This is a genomic window from Streptomyces sp. NPDC057616, from assembly GCF_042800575.1.
Classification (GTDB): Bacteria; Actinomycetota; Actinomycetes; order Streptomycetales; family Streptomycetaceae; genus Streptomyces.
The window spans coordinates 12,425-30,152 of the sequence record NZ_JBHVGU010000049.1; the positions used below are offsets into that span (position 1 = coordinate 12,425).

The window sequence follows — 17,728 nt, forward strand, 5'->3', positions numbered from 1 at the left end:
GTGTTCCGCCCCCGGCCCCGGCCCCAGTCACCGGCCTCCCGCCCCCGGCGCCACTCCCCGTCCCGTCTCCGAATCCGGCACCCCCGGAGGGCTCCCCCTGAACCCCCTGTGAACCAACCTGTGAATCCCCTGCGGGCGGCGGGCCGGCGCCGCCCCCCGCAGCCGGCTACGCGACCCCCGCCCCCTCGCCGGAGGCCAGCGCCCCCCGCTGCGGGTGGATCCCCGCCGGTACGGCCCGCTGGCGGGCGGGGGTGCCCGTCCAGCAGGTGCCTCGGCGGGCCAGGAGGCGGCGTAGCCAGAGTTCCAGGGAGACCAGGTCGGCGAGGCCGTCCAGCGGGAGGGGTTCGCCGGCCGCCGCAGCGCGGAGGGCCCTGCGGACCGTGCGGGCCTCCACCAGGCCCGCCTCGGCGAGCAGGGGCGTGCCGAAGAGGGCCATCAGGGAGTCGGCGGCGACGCGCAGACCGGTGCGGGCCGCCACCGCCGCCGAGGCGTGGGAGGGCACGCCCCAGCCGGGCGGGAGGTCGGTGACGCCGGCGCCCTCCAGGACCGTGCTCAGGATGGCGGCACGCGCGCCCGGCTTGACGCGCAGGGCCTCGGGGAGGGTGCGGCAGGCGCGGACGACCTGGTTGTCCAGGAAGGGCGCGTGCAGGCGCTGGGAGCGGATCTCGGCCGCCTGCTCCAGGACGCGCAGGTCCGCCGCGTGGCGTGCCAGGGCGGCACGCGCGCGGTAGTCGCCGGGACGCTGGCCAGGACCCACGCCCGATCGGCCCGTCGACGCCTGTAGGCGAACCGATACTTCAGCGAGGGCCTCGCCGGTCAGCCAGCGGGCCGCGGGGCCGGGTCTGGCCCAGGTGAGGGCCGCGAGCGAGGCTCCGACGGCGCCTCCAGGCTCGTCGAAACTGCGCTGCAGCAGACGGTCCGCCAGGACCTCGAGACCCACGCGGTACGGGGTACGGGCGAGGCGGCGGGCCGCGCCGTACACGCGCGCGGGGACCATCACCGAGCCGTCCGCCTTGGCGAGGGCGGCCACGGGGCGTACGAGGTGGCGGCGCTTGCGGTCCATCAGGAGGTCGGCCAGGCGGGCCGGGTGCGCGTCCAGGACCTGGCGGGCGCCGTAGCCCGTGAAGTGGTCGGCGCTGCCCGAGGCCAGCCGGGCCCGGTGCCGCGCCGCCGTCACCAGGCACGGGCCCGGTTCGTCGGTCAGCGGGCCCTCCAGCTCGGCGTACGGGAGCGCCTCCTCGCCGCCGGTCACCACCACGTGGTGCAGGCGCGGGTTGGCGGCCAGGCTTCCCGCCCGCTCCAGTTCGGCCTCCCGGCCGCCGACCGCGAGGTCGTTGAAGGTGACCGCCAGCAGGCGCTCCCCCGCGCCCGTGCCGTGCCCCAGGACCGTGCCCGGCATCCCGGGCAGGCCCGCGGCGAGCAGCGCCAGGGTGCCGGAGGCCGGGCCGCCGGAGAGGTCGGCGCCGATGCCCGCGACCGGCATCCCGCGCGCGGCGCGCCGCTCCGCCGGGCCCATGCCGGGCACCGGGCCCGGGTCTATGTCGGTCCCGGGGACGTGCCGGGGCGCCGACAGACGCGCGCGTACCGCGTCGACGAGCGCGTCGCGCACCGCGTCGACCGCGCTGTCGGGGTCGGCCGAGGGCGCCGCCACCGCGAGGGAGGCGACGGGCTCGTAGCCGGCGATCTCGCGTGCTCCTGCGCGCAGGATCAGGGCGTGCCCGGGGGGAATGCGCCGGACGCCGTCGTAGGGCGTGGAGTCGTGCAGCGCGGCCGGCACGTCGGGGGCGGCGAGCAGCGCGGCGAGGTGACCGAAGTCGAGGTTGGCCTCGATGAGGTCGGCGAGCGGGAGGGCCGCCGTGGCGTAGGCCGTGCCGCCCGCCCAGGGCGTGTAGAAGACGGGGCGCGCGCCCGCGAGATCGCCGCAGACGGTGACCCTGCGGCCGACCTGGACGATCGCCGTGTAGCTGCCGGGCCACGCCGTCAGATGCCGGAGGGCGCCGCCGCGCGCGGCGAAAAGCCCGACGCGCAGCTGCTCGTCGGAGGCGGCGCACGTGCCCAGCACCGCGATCCGGGTCTGCGCGTCGGCCTTCACCACCCGCACCTCGTCGGGCCGCCAGTCGCCGACGGCCCAGAGCGGATCGGGGTCGCCCCACAGGAGCTGGGAGCCCACCGGGTGCACGGTCTCGCCGCCCTCTCCGGCGGCCCCTGCGGAGGCGAAATCCAAAGCCCCCGATGCGGTGCTGCTCCACCCCACCAACCACCGCATCGACGCCTCCACGAGGTGTGGACAACCAGTGCACCGTACGAACTGGTTCCCCATGCTGCCATGAAGGGCGCACGCTGGAGGGGCCCTGGAGCGGCTTGTGCTTCGCCAAATGCGCCGGGGCGCTCACCCTTCCGAAAGGGCGAACGTCCTTACGTGACACGGTCGCTGCGACGCGAATGCGCCCCCGCAATGCTCCCCGAAAACGCCTTTCGCGCCCTCAAGTTCCGTGGTGAGAGCCGTATTTAGGCGGAGAACACGGGGTCGATTTTCGGCCAAATACCGGACGAGAGCGCAGGAGTCGACACGCTCCGTACACGCTCTGCGCAGCGCATCGGCCGCGCGCAGCCCGGGAGACGGAGTTCGCCCCCCGGGCCCGTCCGCCGCCCGCGGGGATGGTGGCGGCGGTGTCCCCCAGCCCACTGGATCCAGTACAGCGGGCCGACCCACGCACCATCATGGAAGCGCTCCCCGGTTGGCCGGAGAAGAGCGCACGCACGGGCGCACGGCCACACAGCGGGAGCACGGCGCAACTGCGCGTATCACACCCGTACTTCCGTGCGGACCACAATCCCGCCATCCGGAGTTATGCCCCTTAACGCTTGGGATGCGGCGAACTACGCTGGGTTTACGAATGCCGCGTGGTTATGCCAGCGCGGCAGCCGTCTGTGTCGAGGGGTGGCGCATGTCCAGGGAGCAACGCGGGCCGAACGAAAAGCTCGGCGCCGTTCTCGCCCTCGCGGGAATCAGCAACGCAGGCCTCGCGCGACGCGTCAACGACCTTGGCGCTCAACGCGGGTTGACACTTCGCTACGACAAGACCTCGGTGGCGCGCTGGGTTTCGAAGGGCATGGTGCCGCAGGGCGCCGCGCCGCACCTCATCGCCGCCGCGATCGGCCAGAAGCTCGGCCGCCCTGTGCCGCTCCACGAGATCGGCCTGGCGGACGCGGATCCCGCACCCGAAGTCGGGCTCGCCTTCCCCAGGGACGTAGGACAGGCGGTGCGGTCGGCGACGGATCTGTACCGTCTCGACCTCGCCGGGCGCCGGGCCGGCTCCGGTGGCATCTGGCAGTCGCTGGCCGGTTCGTTCGCAGTAAGCGCATACGCCACGCCGGCCTCACGGTGGCTGATAACACCGGCCGACAGTTCGGTGGCGCGCGAGGCGAACCCCGCCGAGGGCTCGGGCGCACCGCTCAAAGTCGGCCACAGCGATGTGCAGAAGTTGCGGGAGGCCGCAGAGGACGCCAGGCGCTGGGACTCCAAGTACGGAGGCGGCGACTGGCGTTCGTCGATGGTGCCCGAATGTTTACGGGTGGAGGCGGCCCCGCTGCTGCTCGGCTCGTACTCGGACGAGGTGGGGCGGGCGCTGTTCGGCGCCTCCGCGGAACTCACCCGCCTCGCCGGGTGGATGGCCTTCGACACCGGCCAGCAGGAGGCCGCGCAGCGGTACTACATCCAGGCGCTGCGCCTCGCGCGCGCGGCGGCCGACGTCCCCCTCGGGGGGTATGTGCTGGCATCGATGTCGCTGCAGGCGACCTACCGCGGCTTCGGCGACGAGGGCGTCGACCTCGCGCAGGCCGCCCTGGAGCGCAACCGCGGTCTGGCGACCGCCCGCACCATGAGCTTCTTCCGCCTCGTCGAGGCACGCGCGCACGCACGCGCGAACGACGCCCAGGCGGCGGGTGCCGCGCTGAAGGCCGCGGAAGGCTGGCTGGAGCGCTCCCGTGAGGGCGACAACGACCCGAGCTGGCTCGGCTTCTACTCCTACGACCGGTTCGCCGCGGACGCCGCCGAGTGCTACCGGGACCTGAAGGCCCCGCGTCAGGTACGCCGCTTCACGGAGCAGGCGCTGTCGAAGCCGACGGAGGAGTTCGTACGGTCGCACGGCCTGCGGCTGGTCGTCTCGGCGGTCGCGGAGCTGGAGTCCGGCAACCTCGATGCCGCGTGCGAGCAGGGCGTGCGGGCGGTGGAGGTCGCGGGGCGCATCTCCTCGGCGCGCACCACCGAGTACGTGAAGGATCTTCTGCACCGCCTGGAGCCCTACGGCGACGAGCCGCGGGTGGTGGAGCTGAGGGAGCGGGCCAGGCCCCTGCTGATGGCACCGGCGTGAGGTCGGCCGACCTCCGCGCCCCCGCGTTTGAAGCGACTGTCAGTGGCGCAGTGCACTATCGAATGCGGAGGTGGTGCAGGTGCGGCCTGAGATCGCGTACGACTGCGACGTGCTGGTGATCGGTGGCGGGATCGTCGGGCTGTCGACGGCGTTCGCGATCACGCGCGCCGCACCGGGGACCCGGGTGACGGTGCTGGAGAAGGAGCCGGGACCCGCCCGGCACCAGACGGGGCGCAACAGCGGCGTCATCCACAGCGGGATCTACTACCGCCCCGGCTCGCTCAAGGCGCGGTACGCGGTGCGCGGCGCCGCCGAGATGGTGAAGTTCTGCGCCGAGTACGGCATCGCGCACGCCGTCACCGGCAAGCTCATCGTCGCCACGGAGCGGGAGGAGCTGCCCCGGCTGCACGCCCTGGTGCAGCGCGGCCGGGAGAACGGCATACCGGTGCGGGAGCTGGGCGCCCCCCAGATCGAGGAGTACGAGCCGGAGGTCCGGGGCCTCGCGGCGATACACGTCGGGACGACGGGCGTGTGCGACTTCGTGGGCGTGGCCCGCCAGCTCGCCGAGGCGTCGGGGGCGGAGATCCGCTACGGCGCGCGGGTCGAGCGGATCGACCGGCGGCCGGAGCTCGGGGTCGCGGTCCGCACCCGGGCCGGCGACGTCGTACGGGCGCGTGTACTGGTCAACTGCGCCGGGCTGTACTGCGACGAGGTGGCGCGGCTGACCGGGGACGCCCCGGAGATGCGGATCGTGCCCTTCCGCGGGGAGTACTACGAGCTGGCGCGGCCCGACCTGGTGCGGGGCCTGGTGTATCCGGTGCCGGATCCGGCGTTCCCGTTCCTCGGCGTGCATCTCACGCGCGGGATCGACGGCGGCGTGCACGTCGGCCCCAACGCGGTGCCGGCGCTGGCACGCGAGGGGTACGGCTGGGGCGTCGTACGGCCGCGGGAGGTGGCCGGGACCCTGGCCTGGCCCGGGGCGTGGCGGATGGCCCGGCGGCACTGGCGGTACGGCGCGGGAGAGATGCTGCGGTCGGTGTCCAAGGGGGCGTTCACGACGGCGGTGCGCCGGCTGCTGCCGGCGGTGGGCGAGGACGATCTGGTGCCCACGGACGCGGGGGTGCGGGCCCAGGCGGTCCTGCGGGACGGCTCACTGGTCGACGACTTCCTGATCAAGGAAGGACCCCGCGCGGTGCACGTGCTGAACGCGCCCTCGCCGGCGGCGACCGCCTCCCTGCCGATCGGGCGGGAGGTGGCGAGGCGGGCACTGGTGATGCTGGGCGCGGTCTGAGACCACGGGGTGACCGCGGTGCGGGGCGTGCCCCGTGCCACAGGGCCGTCGCCGCCGCCCACCCTCGCCGCCCCCGTAAAATCGACCCCACTGTGTCTGACTCGCTCAATGCCTCCGACGTCCCCCGGCCCGCCGACCCCGCTCACGACGAGCCGGGCGAGCTCTCCCGGCACGCCCCCGGTGTCTCCGTCCGGCACACCAGGGCCAAGGGAGAGCCGCGCTTTCCCGACGGGCCGAAGGCCGATCCCGCGGGGTCGCACTTCGAGCGGCGGATCCGGAGCTTCCAGCCGCGGCGCAGCCGCGTGACGGCGGGGCAGGCGGACGCGCTGCAGCGGCTGTGGGCCCAGTGGGGGCTGGACATCGACGGGCAGCGGACGATCGATCTCACCGAGCTGTTCGGCAACACCGGCCGCGTCGTGCTGGAGATCGGCTTCGGGATGGGCGAGGCGACCGCGCGGATGGCCGCCGCGGACCCGGACACGAACATCCTCGCCGTGGACGTGCACACCCCGGGCCAGGGCAACCTGCTCAACCTCGCCGAGCAGACCGGCCTGTCCAACGTCCGGGTGGGCAACGGGGACGCCATCATCCTGCTGCGCGAGATGCTGCGCCCGGACTCGCTGGACGGGCTGCGCGTGTACTTCCCCGACCCCTGGCCCAAGAAGCGCCACCACAAGCGGCGGCTGATCCAGCCGGAGTTCCTCGACCTCGTGGCGACCCGTGTCAGACCCGGCGGCATCGTGCACTGCGCGACCGACTGGGAGCCGTACGCCGAACAGATGCTCGAGGTGCTGGACGCGCACCCGGCGTTCGAGAACACACAGGCGGACGGCGGTTTCGCGCCGCGTCCCGACTTCCGGCCGCTGACCCGTTTCGAGGGCCAGGGTCTGGAGAAGGGACATGTCGTGAACGACCTGCTCTTCCGTCGCGTACAGCATCGCAACCAGCCCCCCACCGGCGCCTGAACCCCCTGCGGCCGCACGGGCAATCCGACGTACCGTCGCGGGCGGCGCCCTGCCTCGTTAGGGTCAATGCCGTGGCCAGCAGTCCCCCGTACCCGACGCATCCGCCGCAGTCCGGCGGCCCGGCCGGTGGTGCCCTCAGGCATGCGCACTGGTGGCAGCGCAGATGGGTGCGGTACGGCGCCCTCAGCACTCTTCTCGCCCTTTCCGGGCTCGTCATCCTGGCCCTGGTGCGCCAGCAGACCGGCACCGAGGGGTTCCTGGTGGGGCTGGGGCTGGCGGTGCTGCCCGTGCCCCTGCTCGTGGCCGCCTTCCGCTGGCTCGACCGGGTCGCCCCCGGCCCCTGGCGCAACCTGCTGTTCGCCTTCGCCTGGGGGGCTTGCGCGGCGGCGCTTATAGCGATCGTCGCCAACAGCTTCGCCACGAAGTGGATAGCGACGGCGACGGCCGACCCGTCCAGCGCCGACACCCTCGGCGCGACGGTGATAGCGCCCATCGTCGAGGAGTCGGCGAAGGCGGCAGCCGTCCTGCTGGTCTTCCTGTTCCGCAGACGGGACTTCACCGGGATCGTCGACGGCGTCGTCATAGCCGGGGTCACCGCCACCGGCTTCGCGTTCACCGAGAACATCCTCTATCTGGGCACCGCCTTCGGCACCGACCAGCTCACCGGCGAGAGCGGCATCGCCTCCGTCACGGCGGCGACGTTCTTCGTGCGCATCGTCATGTCGCCGTTCGCGCACCCGCTCTTCACCGTGCTGACCGGAATCGGCTTCGGCCTCGCCGCGGTCGCCTCGGAGCGCCAGCATCTGCGGCGGGTCCTCGTCCCGCTCTCCGGCCTGCTGCTCGCGATGGGCATGCACGCCATCTGGAACGGCTCGTCGACCTTCGGCGAGTACGGCTTCTTCGCCGTCTACGCCGCCTTCATGGTCCCGGCGTTCGGCCTGCTGACCTGGCTGGTGATCTGGACGCGCCAGCGCGAACTGCGCACCGTGCGCGAGGAACTGCCCGCCTACGCCGTCGCCGGCTGGCTCTCGCCCGCCGAGCCCTTCGCCCTCGGCTCGATGCGGGCCCGACGGCTGGCCCGTGACTACGCCGCCCACTACGGCGGCAGGCCGGCCGCGCGCCAGGTCACCCAGTACGAGGCGTACGCGACCTCCCTGGCCTTCCTGCGGCACCGGGGGCGCCACGGCCGCGCCGGCGCGGACTTCGTCGTCAGGGAACGGGAGTTGCTGTACGAGCTGTGGCGGCGCCGCGAGGTGGCCCGCCCGGCGCTCGACTACGCGGCGCGCGCGACGGCACCCGCGGTGCCCGTGGTCGCGCCGCCCTGGCCGGTGTACGGGGTGTACGGGTACCCGGCGATCCCGAATCCCGCGTACAACCCGTACCAGTCGTAGGGCGGCCCGGCCGGGTGATCAGGCCGACGCCCGCGTCAGCCGGGCGAGCTCGGCGTCCGTGAGGGTCAGCTCCGCCACCGCCAGCAGGGCCGGCAGCTGCTCCACCGTGCGGGCGGACGCGATCGGCGCGGCGACCGTCGGCCGGGCGGCGAGCCAGGCCAGGGCGACCGTGGGCACCGCGGCACCGTGCGCCTGGGCGATCTCGTCGAGCGCGGTCAGCACCCGCCGCCCCCGCTCGCTGTCCAGGTACTGCGCCACCCGGCCCGCCCGCGCGCTGTCGACCGTGGTGCCGGGCCGGTACTTGCCGGTGAGGAAGCCGGCGGCCAGGGCGTAGTACGGGACGGCCGCGAGGCCGTAGCGCGCGGCCACGTCCTGGAGCTCGCCCTCGTAGGTGTCGCGCGAGACCAGGTTGTAGTGGGGCTGCAGCGCCACGTACTTGGCCAGGCCCTCGCGGTCGGAGAACTCCAGGGACGCGCGCAGCCGTTCGGGCGAGATGTTGGAGGCGGCGATGTGCCGCACCTTGCCGGCCCGCACCAGCTCGTCGAGCGCGCCGACGATCTCCTCGACCGGCACCTCGGGCTTGTCGAAGTGCGTGTAGTAGAGGTCGATGTGGTCGGTGCCCAGGCGGCGCAGGGAGGCGTCCGCGGCGGCCTTGATGTTGGCGGCCGTCAGGCCCGGGAACTCGGGGTGCTGGCTGACCTTGGTCGCGATGACCACGTCGTCGCGGTTGCCGCGCGCCCTGACCCACCGGCCGATGATCGTCTCCGACTCGCCGCCCTGGTTGCCGTCGATCCACGCCGAGTAGGAGTCGGCGGTGTCGAGGAAGTTGCCGCCGGCGGCCGCGTAGGCGTCGAGCACGGCGAAGGAAGCGGCCTCGTCGGCGGTCCAGCCGAAGACATTGCCGCCGAGGCAGAGCGGGAAGACCTCGAGGCCGGAGGAGCCGAGCTTGCGCAGAGAAGGAGACGTCATGCTGGACGTCAACGACGGCGCCGGAGCGGCCCATTCCGCCGGTGCCGCAAAGATCACGTAAACCGGGACGGGGTGCGCGGCGGACGCGCGCGCGTCCGCCGGCGGCCCTGACGTCGGGGGGAAGCCGCCAGGACCACCGGGGTCCCGGCGTGGATCAAGGGGTGAGGCCCTTGCCGCGCAGCCAGGTCATCGGGTCGATGCCCTCGGCCTGGCCGTTCGGGTGGACCTCGAGGTGCAGGTGCGGGCCGGTGACGTTGCCGGTGGCGCCGACGCGGCCGATGACCTCGCCCGTGCTGACCTTCTGGCCCACGCTCACACTGATCGACGACTGGTGGCAGAACCACAGCTCGGTGCCGTCGTCGAGGGTCACGATCGTGCGGTAGCCGTACGAGCCGGCCCAGCCGGCCTCGGTGACGGTGCCGCTGTGGACGGCCTTGATGGGCGTGCCCGTGGGGGCGGCGAAGTCGAGGCCCGTGTGGTAACCGGAGGACCACATGGAGCCGGGCTGCCCGAAGGTGCCGGTGATCGTGTACGACACGACCGGGAGCTTGTACTGCTTGGCCAGTTCGGCCAGGCGCGCGGCCTCGGCGGCCTTCTTGGCCTCCGCCTCGGCCTTCTCCTTGGCGGCGGCGGCCTTGGCCGCGGCCTCCTTCTCCGCCTTGGCGGCGGCGTCGTCGACCTGCTTGGCGAGGGCCGCCTCGGTGACGGACTGGGCCTTGCTGTCGACCTGGACCTGCTGGCTCTCGGCCTGCGCCATGATGCGGTCGCGCAGCGCCTGACCGGCGTCCCGGGCGCCCTGCTCGGTGTCCTCGGTGCTCACGCCGACGGTGCTGAGCGCGGTGGCCGAACCCTTGGGCGTCTCGGCGGAGCCGCCGAACATGTGGCCCACGGAGCCCAGGTCGGGCATGGAGATGGAGACCGGGGGCTTGCCGGTGTTGGCGCTGGCCATACCGCCCGCGCCGACGGCGGCTATGACGCCGACGCCGAGGACCGTGGAGCTGCGGGCGAGTCCGCCGCCGCGCTGCTTGGCGACACGGTGCCGGCCGCGGACCGGGGCGACGGAGTCCTCGGTGGGGTTCCACTCCTCCCACGGACCCTCGTCGGAGCGGGGGCCGGGGAAGCCGAAGGGCTCGGTGCTCGGCACGAACGGTGCCGGGGCAGGCGGGTTGGACGCCACGTGGGCGCGCTCCTTTCCTTCCTTCTCGCCTACCGGGTTAGCTGACGGGTTCGGAGCAGGAAGGTCTCCTACGCGCGTATACCGGTCGTGGCTCCACGACGGCATCCGCGCGATTCACCCCTGGGTGGTGGTTCCCCGGTTCCCTTGCGGGATTCGGCGCGTGCGCACGGAGCCGCCTCTTGTGACGGCTGGGACGACCGCGCTGCGTTATCGAACGTTAATAGACCCGGGGTGCCGATTCCAAGCTGTTCTGCTTGATCATTAATGCTTTTTGGCCTGGACGTACGGGCCAAGAGAGGCGAAAAACGGGCGAGTTGGCCTCGCCCCGGAAACCCCGCCCGTTCTGACGGTGTGTCAGTCGTTATGCGGAAAGCGGTCGGACGGTCACCGCAGGTGACGAGGGCCCGGTGACGGCCATGCGCGCCGGAAACACCCAGGGCCGGAATCCGTTTCCGGATTCCGGCCCTGGGCCTTGAGTAGCGGGGACAGGATTTGAACCTGCGACCTCTGGGTTATGAGCCCAGCGAGCTACCGAGCTGCTCCACCCCGCGTCGGTGTGACACCAGCATACGCCATCCGCGGGACCGCCGACGCCACGGCTCAGAAGCCCGGCAGATGACGGTTGGGCGCCTTGGCCTGCTCCTCGTGCTCCGCCAGTACGACGACCTCGACGCCCCGGGCCGCCAGCAGGCCGCTGCCGTCCGCGCCCGCGACGAAGGTGTCGGGCTCCCGCCAGGCCGTGACCACTCGCCGTACGCCCGCGTCGAGGATCAGCCGGGCGCACGGTTTAGGCCGGGAGGCACGCTGGGTGCAGGGCTCCAGGCTGCTGTAGACCGTGGCCGACGCGAGCCTCGGATCGGCCGGGTCGAGCTTGGCCAGGGCCGCCTCCTCGGCGTGCACGACGGGGTCGCCGCCCTCGCGTGAGTGGCCGCGGGCGAGCTCCGTGCCGTCGGCGGCGACGATCAGCGCGCCCACGCTGAAGGCCGTGCGGGAGGGCGGGCACAGGGCCGCCAGCTCGCAGGCGAGGGCCAGCCAGTGGTGGTCGGCGGCGGTGGGCAGCGGGCCGGCGCCGGGGGCGGTGGGCTCGTAGCGCATGAAGACGACGTCCTCGATGTGCCGCGTCTCCGTGAGGCGCAGGCGGCCGCCCTGGTAGGCGCCGGGGCCGAAGAGGCGGGGCGCGTCCGGGTCGCCCACGAAGAGCGGGGCGAGGACGAGCTGGAGTTCGTCGGCGAGGCCCTGCTGGAGCAGCTGGGTGTGGACGGTGCCGCCGCCCTCGACCATCAGGCGCCGTACGCCGCGCTCGTCGTGCAGATGCGCGAGGAGCGTGCGCCAGTCGAGGTCGGGGCCGAGCGCGACGACGTCGGCGGCGAGGCCCAGCGCGCGGGCCCGCTCGGCGCCCTTGTCGGTGGTGCACAGGAGCTTGTCGCCGCCGGTGTGCCAGAACCTGGCGCCGGGGTCCAGCTCGCCGGAACCGCTGACGGTGACCTTGAGGGGGTACTCCGGCCGCCCCGCCGCGATCCGCGCGGCCCGGCGCTCCGGGGAGTTCACCAGCAGCCGCGGATTGTCGGCGCGGATGGTGCCGGCGCCGATCAGGATCGCGTCGACCGACGCCCGCACCTCGTCCACGCGGTCGAAGTCGGCGGGGCTGGAGAGCAGGAGGCGGTCGGGGCCGGTGTCGTCGAGGTAGCCGTCGAGCGAGACGGCGGCGGACAGCAGGACGTGGGGGTACGGCATCGGACGCGCTCACTCTCGGACGGACCGCTTGGTTCAAGTTTGAAACAAACCTACACTGGGGGTATGACGACTCGCTGGCTCACCTCCAAGGAGCAGCGCGCCTGGCGCGCGTACATCGCCGCGACGCACCTCCTGGAGGACGCGATCGACCGGCAGCTCCAGCAGGACGCCGGCATGCCGCACCTGTACTACTCCATCCTGGCCAACCTCTCCGAGGTGCCCGGGCGCAGCCTGCGCATGACCGACCTGGCCGAGCGGTCGAAGATCACCCGCAGCCGACTGACGTACGCCGTGACCCGGCTGGAGAAGGACGGCCTGGTCCGCCGCGAGGACTGCACATCGGACAAGCGCAGCAGCTTCGCCACACTGACGGACGAGGGGATGGCCGTGCTGGAGCGGACGGCGCCGGGACATGTGGAGACCGTACGCTCCCTGCTCTTCGACCGGCTGACCCCGCAGCAGGTGGAACAGCTGGAGGACATCTTCTCGGGGATCGTCACGGCGCTGGAGAGCGACGAGGAGCGCCCCGCCGCGGAGGACGTCCCGTGGCGGCGCCGCTCCTCCGGCTCTTGTTCGTGAGCTGCGCCGCAATTCTGTTGCTTCAAATTTAAAGCAGAGGTAGTGTCCTGCACCGTAGATCTGCTTCAAATCTGAAGCAGATACCGACCGGACCCGGGAGACCCCGCATGCCCGACTTCCCCGCCGCCACGACGCGCGCCCGTGTCCGGGTACCGCTGCGCTTCCAGGACGGCTACAGCGTCGACGCCGAACTGGTCACCTTCCACGGCCTGACCGACGGCCAGGAGCACGTGGCCGTCGTGCTCGGCGACCCGGCCCCCGGTACAACGCCTCTGGTCCGCCTGCATTCCGAGTGCCTGACGGGCGACGTGTTCGGCTCGGCCCGCTGCGACTGCGGCCCCCAGCTGCGCGAGGCGGTCGAGCGGATCGCGGACCGCGGCGGGGTGCTGCTCTACCTGCGCCAGGAGGGCCGCGGCATCGGCCTCTACAACAAGCTGGACGCCTACGCCCTCCAGGACCAGGGCCTCGACACCTACGAGGCGAACGCCGCCCTCGGCCTGCCCGAGGACGACCGCGACTACACGGCGGCCGCGCAGATGCTGCGGGCCCTCGGCATCGACGCCCTCGACCTGCTCTCCAACAACCCCGACAAGGCGGGCCAGCTGCGCGACCTCGGCATCGACGTCCGCGACCGCGTCCCCACCGGCGTCTTCACCACGGCCCACAACGTCCGCTATCTGCGCGCCAAGGTGCTCCAGACCCAGCACACGCTGCCGCTCGGCCAGTTGACGGAGCTCAACGCCGGCTGACGGGGGCTCACCGGCCCAGCCACGCCGTGAGACGTGCGGCCCAGGCGCGGTCGTCCGTGGTCTCCATGAACTCCTTGCGGTCGATCAGCAGGTAGATCTCCCCGGCGGGCACGGTGTCCAGGATCAGCGGCTTGCCCGCGTTCAGCAGGCCCCCGACGAAACGGCCGTAGAGGTCGGTGAACCTGACGTCCACCGAGGTGATGTCCGCCCGGCTCAGCACCAGGTCCCCGCTCTCGCCCCAGCCGCCGAGCACCAGCCGCTCGTCGTTCAGGGAGATCCTGCCGCGGCGCAGGAACAGCGCCTTCTGGCTGACCCCGCCGGCCATCTTGTCCGCGGTGGTCTTCCGGCTCAGCTCCTCGGCGGTGGCGCCCACGTAGTCGCCGGCGGCCCTGACGGTCTCGTTCTCGCTCATGAGCCCAGCCTGGCACCGGGCGCGGTCCCCGCGCGTCGTCGCTCGGGCGCGAACCCCGCGACTTAAGTAGCCGGCCGCCGGCCCGGAGTGCGACGAAAGCAGGCGGGGCCGGAGCGGGAAGAGGACAGCGCCCGGGCCGGCCGAAGCCGTCCCGGGCGCTGTGGGTGGTCGCGGGTCGTGCCCCGACCGACACCGGTAGGCCCTGTGGGACTCGAACCCACAACCAATGGATTAAAAGTCCACTGCTCTGCCAATTGAGCTAAGGGCCCTTGGCGATGTTGCCTCCCCGAGCATAGCCGGACACGGCCGGGACTCCGATCGGGTATCGGGGACACGGCCGTGGCGGCGGTGAAGATCGGGCCGGAGCGTCAGGGATCCACCTTTTCCGGGGTGGCGGCGGAGGCCCCCGCGCGGGACGCCTCACGGGCCCGGGTGCGCTGATGCTCGGGGTTGAGGAACCAGTGCCGGGCCGACGCCAGCCACCACACCCAGGCGAAGCCGAGGACGACGAGCACGGCGACCGGGGCGTAGTTGAAGCTCTCCCCGGTGACCGGCGAGACCTGCGGCAGCATGAAGAGGATCGTGATGGCGCCCACCCAGGTCACCGAGACGATCCCGATCAGCCGCGACCAGCGCCCCAGATGCCAGGGCCCGCGCTCGAAGGCCTCGCCCTTGACCAGCCGCAGGAGCGTCGGGATGACGTAGGCGATGTAGAGGCCGATCACGGCGACCGAGGTCACCGCGGCGTAGGCGGTGTAGTTGATGAGGTACGGCAGGCCGAGGACCAGGGCGCCCGCCGCGGCCAGCCACACCGCCGCCACCGGCGTGCGGGTGCGCGGGCTCACCGTGTGCCACACATGGGAGAACGGCAGGGCGCCGTCGCGTGAAAAGGCGTAGATCATGCGGCTGTTGGCCGTCACCGACGCCATCCCGCAGAACAGCTGCGCGCCCACCACGACCAGCAGCAGGAGCTTGCCCGCCGTCGCGCCCAGCGCGTCCAGCAGGATCTGCGCGGGCGGTGCGCCGGTCGGCGACGCGAGCTCCTTGTCGTAGGACTGGATGGCGAAGGTGAAGCCGAGCAGCAGCACGAAGCCGGCGATCCACGAGGTCCAGATGGAGCGGACGATGCCCTTAGGGCCGGCCGTCGAGGCGTCGTGCGTCTCCTCCGTCATATGGGCGGAGGCGTCGTAGCCGGTGAAGGTGTACTGCGCCATGAGCAGGCCCAGCAGCACGACGTACACCCCGCTCCCCCAGCCGGTGTTGTTCACGAACTTCGTGAACACGAAGGACGCCGACTGGTGGTGGTCCGGCACGAAGGCCAGCGCGCCGACGATCACGCCCACGCCCAGCACGTGCCACCACACGCTCACGCTGTTGAGCAGGGCGACGATCCGCACCCCGAAGGTGTTCAGCAGGCCGTGCAGCACCAGGATCCCGGCGAAGAGCAGGATCGTGCGCCCCGGCGTCACCTCGAAGCCGAACTGCAGGTTCAGGTACGCGCCGAGGAAGGACGCCGCGCCGAAGTCGATGCCCGCGGTCACCGCCACCTGGCCGAGCACGTTGAACCAGCCCGTGAACCACGCCCAGGCGGCCGCGGACCGCGGCGGCGCGAGCCGGTGCGCCCAGAAGTACAGGCCCGCGGAGGTCGGGTAGGCCGAGCAGATCTCGGCCATCGACAGCCCGACGAACAGCGTCATCAGGCCTACGGCGATCCAGCCCCAGGTGATCACCGCCGGGCCGCCGGTGTTCATGCCGAACAGATACAGCGTCAGGCAGCCCGACAGGACCGAGATGATCGTGAACGAGACCGCGTAGTTGGAGAACGCCGACATGCGGCGGGCGAGAACCTGCGTGTAGCCGAGCTGGGCCAGCCGCTCTTCGTCAGACAGCCCACTCACCTTGGCGTCATCTGTCATGTCCCCAGCGATTCCCTCACCGGGGGCGTGACATGCGCCACGGAGTACGTGCTGTGGCCAAAAGTCTTCGCCGCCGCCGGAACGCCGAAGGGCCCGTACGACCGGAGTCGTACGGGCCCTTCCTCAACTGTGCGTCAGGCGTCAGCCGTTGCGCTTCCAGCGCGGCTTGTCGTCCCGGCGGCCGTAGGAGCCGGAGCCGGTACCACGGTGGTCGTCACGACGGCCGTAGGGGCGGTCGTGGCCGCCGGAGCGGAAACCGGGGCGGTCGTCACGGCGGTCCCGGTTGAAGGGACGGTCGCTGCCGCGGTGGCCGCCACGGTCGTCACGGCGCTCGAAGGAACGGCCGGCCGGACGGTCGTCGCGGCGGAAGCCGCCACGGTCGTTGTCCCGGCGCTCGAAGCCACGGCCACCACGGTCGTCGCGACGCTCGAAGGAACGGCCGCCACGGTCGTCACGGCGGTCGAAGGAACGGCCGGCCGGACGGTCGTCACGGCGGAAGCCGCCGCGGTCGTTGTCCCGGCGCTCGTAGGAACGCCCACCGCGATCGTCACGGCGGTCGTCGCGGCGGAAGCCGCCACGGTCGTTGTCCCGGCGCTCACGACGCTCGTACGACGACGGAGCCTGCGCCCGGTCGACGTCCTGCGCCGCCGGCTGCTCGGGCACCGACACCTCGGCCGCCTCGGCGGCTTCGGCCTGGGCCTCGGCCACCGCGGCCACCGGGTCCTCGCCGCGCTCGCGGGCGACCTGCGCGGTCAGCCGGTCGGCCTCCTCGCGCAGCTCGGTCGCGCGCCGCTGCGCCCGCTCCAGCTGCTTGGTGAGGTGCGAGACGTCGCGCTCGGCCTGCTGCGCCGCGTTGCCCGCGGACTCGGCCTGGACCTCGGTCATCGAACGGGCGCCGGTGATCTCGGCGACCTCGGGGTCGAAGGCCGTACCGGAGTTGATGATGTGACGCCCGGCGTCGACGCCCGCGTCCTCCATCAGCCGGAAGATCTGGCGGCGCTGGTGCGGCAGCGACAGGGAGACCACGGTGCCGGAGCGGCCGGCGCGGGCGGTACGGCCCGAGCGGTGCAGGTAGTCCTTGTGGTCGCCCGCCGGGTCGACGTTCAGCACCAGGTCGATGCCGTCGACGTGGATGCCGCGAGCGGCGACGTCGGTCGCGACGAGCGCGTTGACGTAGCCGTCCTTGAAGTCGGCCAGCGTGCGGGTGCGCGCGCCCTGCGTCATACCGCCGTGCAGCGCGTCGGCCTTCACTCCGGCGTCGCGCAGCTGCTCGGCGATGCGGTCCGCCCCCAGCTGGGTACGGACGAAGATGATGGTGCGGCCCTTGCGGGAGGCGATCGCGGCGGTGACCGGCGCCTTGTCCTTGGGCTTCACGATCAGGATGTGGTGCGACATGGTCGTCACGGCGCCCTGGGCGGCGTCGACCTCGTGCGAGACCGGGTCGACCAGGTAGCGCTTGACCAGCGTGGAGATCTCGTTCTCCATCGTGGCCGAGAACAGCATCCGCTGGCCGCCGGCCGGGACCTGGTCGAGCAGCTCGGTGACCTCGGGCAGGAAGCCCAGGTCGGACATCTGGTCGGCCTCGTCGAGGACGGCGATCTGCACGTTCTCGAGGGAGCAGGCGCCGCGGTTGATGATGTCGCGCAGCCGGCCCGGGGTGGCGACGAGGATGTCGACGCCGCGCTCCAGGGCGTAGATCTGGTTGCCCATCGACGTACCGCCGCAGACGACCTTCATCTTCAGGCCGAGGACGTCGCCGTAGGGCTGGAGGGCGTCCGCCACCTGCATGGCGAGCTCACGGGTCGGCGTGAGGATGACGGCGCGCGGCTTGTGCTTCTCGGTGCGGCCGCCGGCCAGCGTGGCCAGGGTCGGCAGGCCGAAGGAGAGGGTCTTGCCGGAGCCGGTGCGGCCACGGCCGAGGATGTCCTTGCCGGCCAGGGCGTCCGGGATGGTCGCGGCCTGGATCGGGAAGGGGGTGGTTACGCCGTTCTGGGCGAGCTTGCGCACCACGCCCTCGGGGAGTCCGAGGTCCGCGAAGGTGACCTCGGGAGCGTCCTCGGAGCCCTCGTTCTCGGGCACGACGACGTGATCAGTACTGGAAATGGACATGCGTAAGCGAAACCTTCCGGAGTCTCGTCGGCACGCGCCCGTCAACTCCGTGATTCGCATTAC

13 protein-coding genes, 2 tRNA genes and 1 riboswitch are annotated in these 17,728 nt (G+C 72.4%); of the genes, 6 read left to right on the plus strand and 9 right to left on the minus strand.

What is annotated here, in order from left to right:
- Window positions 1-166: 166 nt before the first annotated feature.
- Window positions 167-2,266, minus strand: a complete 2,100-nt coding sequence (locus tag ACFU97_RS40110; protein ID WP_384266617.1) for an asparagine synthase-related protein — start codon at window positions 2,264-2,266, stop codon at window positions 167-169.
- Window positions 2,267-2,948: 682 nt separating this feature from the next.
- On the opposite strand from ACFU97_RS40110, the gene ACFU97_RS40115 reads away from it, so the two are divergent.
- The 4 genes from ACFU97_RS40115 to ACFU97_RS40130 all read left to right on the plus strand — a co-directional run bounded on the left by ACFU97_RS40115 (window position 2,949) and on the right by ACFU97_RS40130 (window position 8,020).
- On the plus strand, window positions 2,949-4,373 hold the full coding sequence (locus ACFU97_RS40115; RefSeq protein ID WP_384266619.1) for an MFS transporter: 1,425 nt from the start codon (window positions 2,949-2,951) through the stop codon (window positions 4,371-4,373).
- A 70-nt stretch (window positions 4,374-4,443) separates the two neighbouring features.
- Window positions 4,444-5,664, plus strand: coding sequence for an L-2-hydroxyglutarate oxidase (gene lhgO, locus ACFU97_RS40120; protein WP_384266622.1), 1,221 nt, complete (start codon window positions 4,444-4,446; stop codon window positions 5,662-5,664).
- A gap of 92 nt (window positions 5,665-5,756) precedes the next feature.
- Complete coding sequence (gene trmB / locus ACFU97_RS40125; protein WP_384266624.1) at window positions 5,757-6,629, plus strand: tRNA (guanosine(46)-N7)-methyltransferase TrmB; 873 nt, start codon at window positions 5,757-5,759, stop codon at window positions 6,627-6,629.
- 71 nt (window positions 6,630-6,700) lie between these two features.
- Window positions 6,701-8,020 carry a PrsW family intramembrane metalloprotease gene (locus ACFU97_RS40130; protein WP_384266627.1) on the plus strand — a complete coding sequence of 440 codons (1,320 nt, stop codon included), beginning with the start codon at window positions 6,701-6,703 and terminating at the stop codon, window positions 8,018-8,020.
- An 18-nt stretch (window positions 8,021-8,038) separates the two neighbouring features.
- On the opposite strand, the gene ACFU97_RS40135 is transcribed toward ACFU97_RS40130, so the two are convergent.
- The 4 genes from ACFU97_RS40135 to ACFU97_RS40150 form a co-directional block, all read right to left on the minus strand.
- A complete protein-coding gene (locus ACFU97_RS40135; RefSeq protein ID WP_384266628.1) occupies window positions 8,039-8,989 on the minus strand; it encodes an aldo/keto reductase in 951 nt (316 codons plus the stop codon).
- A 154-nt stretch (window positions 8,990-9,143) separates the two neighbouring features.
- Window positions 9,144-10,166 carry a M23 family metallopeptidase gene (locus ACFU97_RS40140; protein ID WP_384266630.1) on the minus strand — a complete coding sequence of 341 codons (1,023 nt, stop codon included), beginning with the start codon at window positions 10,164-10,166 and terminating at the stop codon, window positions 9,144-9,146.
- Window positions 10,167-10,177: 11 nt separating this feature from the next.
- A riboswitch (cyclic di-AMP (ydaO/yuaA leader) is annotated at window positions 10,178-10,335 on the minus strand.
- Between the two features lie 308 nt (window positions 10,336-10,643).
- Window positions 10,644-10,717: transfer RNA gene (locus ACFU97_RS40145), tRNA-Met, on the minus strand.
- A 49-nt stretch (window positions 10,718-10,766) separates the two neighbouring features.
- The gene (locus tag ACFU97_RS40150; protein ID WP_384266633.1) at window positions 10,767-11,900 is read right to left on the minus strand and encodes a dihydrofolate reductase family protein; all 1,134 of its coding nucleotides are present in this window, start codon (window positions 11,898-11,900) and stop codon (window positions 10,767-10,769) included.
- 63 nt (window positions 11,901-11,963) lie between these two features.
- Between ACFU97_RS40150 and ACFU97_RS40155 the strand changes: the two genes are divergently transcribed.
- Window positions 11,964-12,479, plus strand: coding sequence for a MarR family winged helix-turn-helix transcriptional regulator (locus ACFU97_RS40155; RefSeq protein ID WP_384266636.1), 516 nt, complete (start codon window positions 11,964-11,966; stop codon window positions 12,477-12,479).
- 107 nt (window positions 12,480-12,586) lie between these two features.
- Entirely contained in the window at window positions 12,587-13,228 is a 642-nt protein-coding gene (gene ribA / locus ACFU97_RS40160; protein WP_384266639.1) for a GTP cyclohydrolase II, read from the plus strand.
- Window positions 13,229-13,235: 7 nt separating this feature from the next.
- On the opposite strand, the gene ACFU97_RS40165 is transcribed toward ribA, so the two are convergent.
- The 4 genes from ACFU97_RS40165 to ACFU97_RS40180 form a co-directional block, all read right to left on the minus strand.
- Window positions 13,236-13,640, minus strand: a complete 405-nt coding sequence (locus ACFU97_RS40165; RefSeq protein ID WP_384266642.1) for a hypothetical protein — start codon at window positions 13,638-13,640, stop codon at window positions 13,236-13,238.
- 196 nt (window positions 13,641-13,836) lie between these two features.
- A tRNA-Lys gene (locus ACFU97_RS40170) sits at window positions 13,837-13,909 on the minus strand.
- A 99-nt stretch (window positions 13,910-14,008) separates the two neighbouring features.
- Window positions 14,009-15,556 (minus strand): amino acid permease, encoded by a 1,548-nt coding sequence (locus ACFU97_RS40175; protein ID WP_384266645.1) that lies wholly within the window; start codon window positions 15,554-15,556, stop codon window positions 14,009-14,011.
- Between the two features lie 141 nt (window positions 15,557-15,697).
- Window positions 15,698-17,665, minus strand: coding sequence for a DEAD/DEAH box helicase (locus ACFU97_RS40180; RefSeq protein WP_384266647.1), 1,968 nt, complete (start codon window positions 17,663-17,665; stop codon window positions 15,698-15,700).
- Window positions 17,666-17,728: the final 63 nt, after the last annotated feature.

Coding starts and splice junctions, on each gene's coding strand:
- ACFU97_RS40110 (WP_384266617.1), bottom strand. CDS start 2,266: ATGCGGTGGTTGGTGGGGTGGAGCAGCACCGCATCGGGGGCTTTGGAT.
- ACFU97_RS40115 (WP_384266619.1), top strand. CDS start 2,949: ATGTCCAGGGAGCAACGCGGGCCGAACGAAAAGCTCGGCGCCGTTCTC.
- ACFU97_RS40135 (WP_384266628.1), bottom strand. CDS start 8,989: ATGACGTCTCCTTCTCTGCGCAAGCTCGGCTCCTCCGGCCTCGAGGTC.
- ACFU97_RS40150 (WP_384266633.1), bottom strand. CDS start 11,900: ATGCCGTACCCCCACGTCCTGCTGTCCGCCGCCGTCTCGCTCGACGGC.
- ACFU97_RS40155 (WP_384266636.1), top strand. CDS start 11,964: ATGACGACTCGCTGGCTCACCTCCAAGGAGCAGCGCGCCTGGCGCGCG.
- ribA (WP_384266639.1), top strand. CDS start 12,587: ATGCCCGACTTCCCCGCCGCCACGACGCGCGCCCGTGTCCGGGTACCG.
- ACFU97_RS40165 (WP_384266642.1), bottom strand. CDS start 13,640: ATGAGCGAGAACGAGACCGTCAGGGCCGCCGGCGACTACGTGGGCGCC.
- ACFU97_RS40175 (WP_384266645.1), bottom strand. CDS start 15,556: ATGACAGATGACGCCAAGGTGAGTGGGCTGTCTGACGAAGAGCGGCTG.
- ACFU97_RS40180 (WP_384266647.1), bottom strand. CDS start 17,665: ATGTCCATTTCCAGTACTGATCACGTCGTCGTGCCCGAGAACGAGGGC.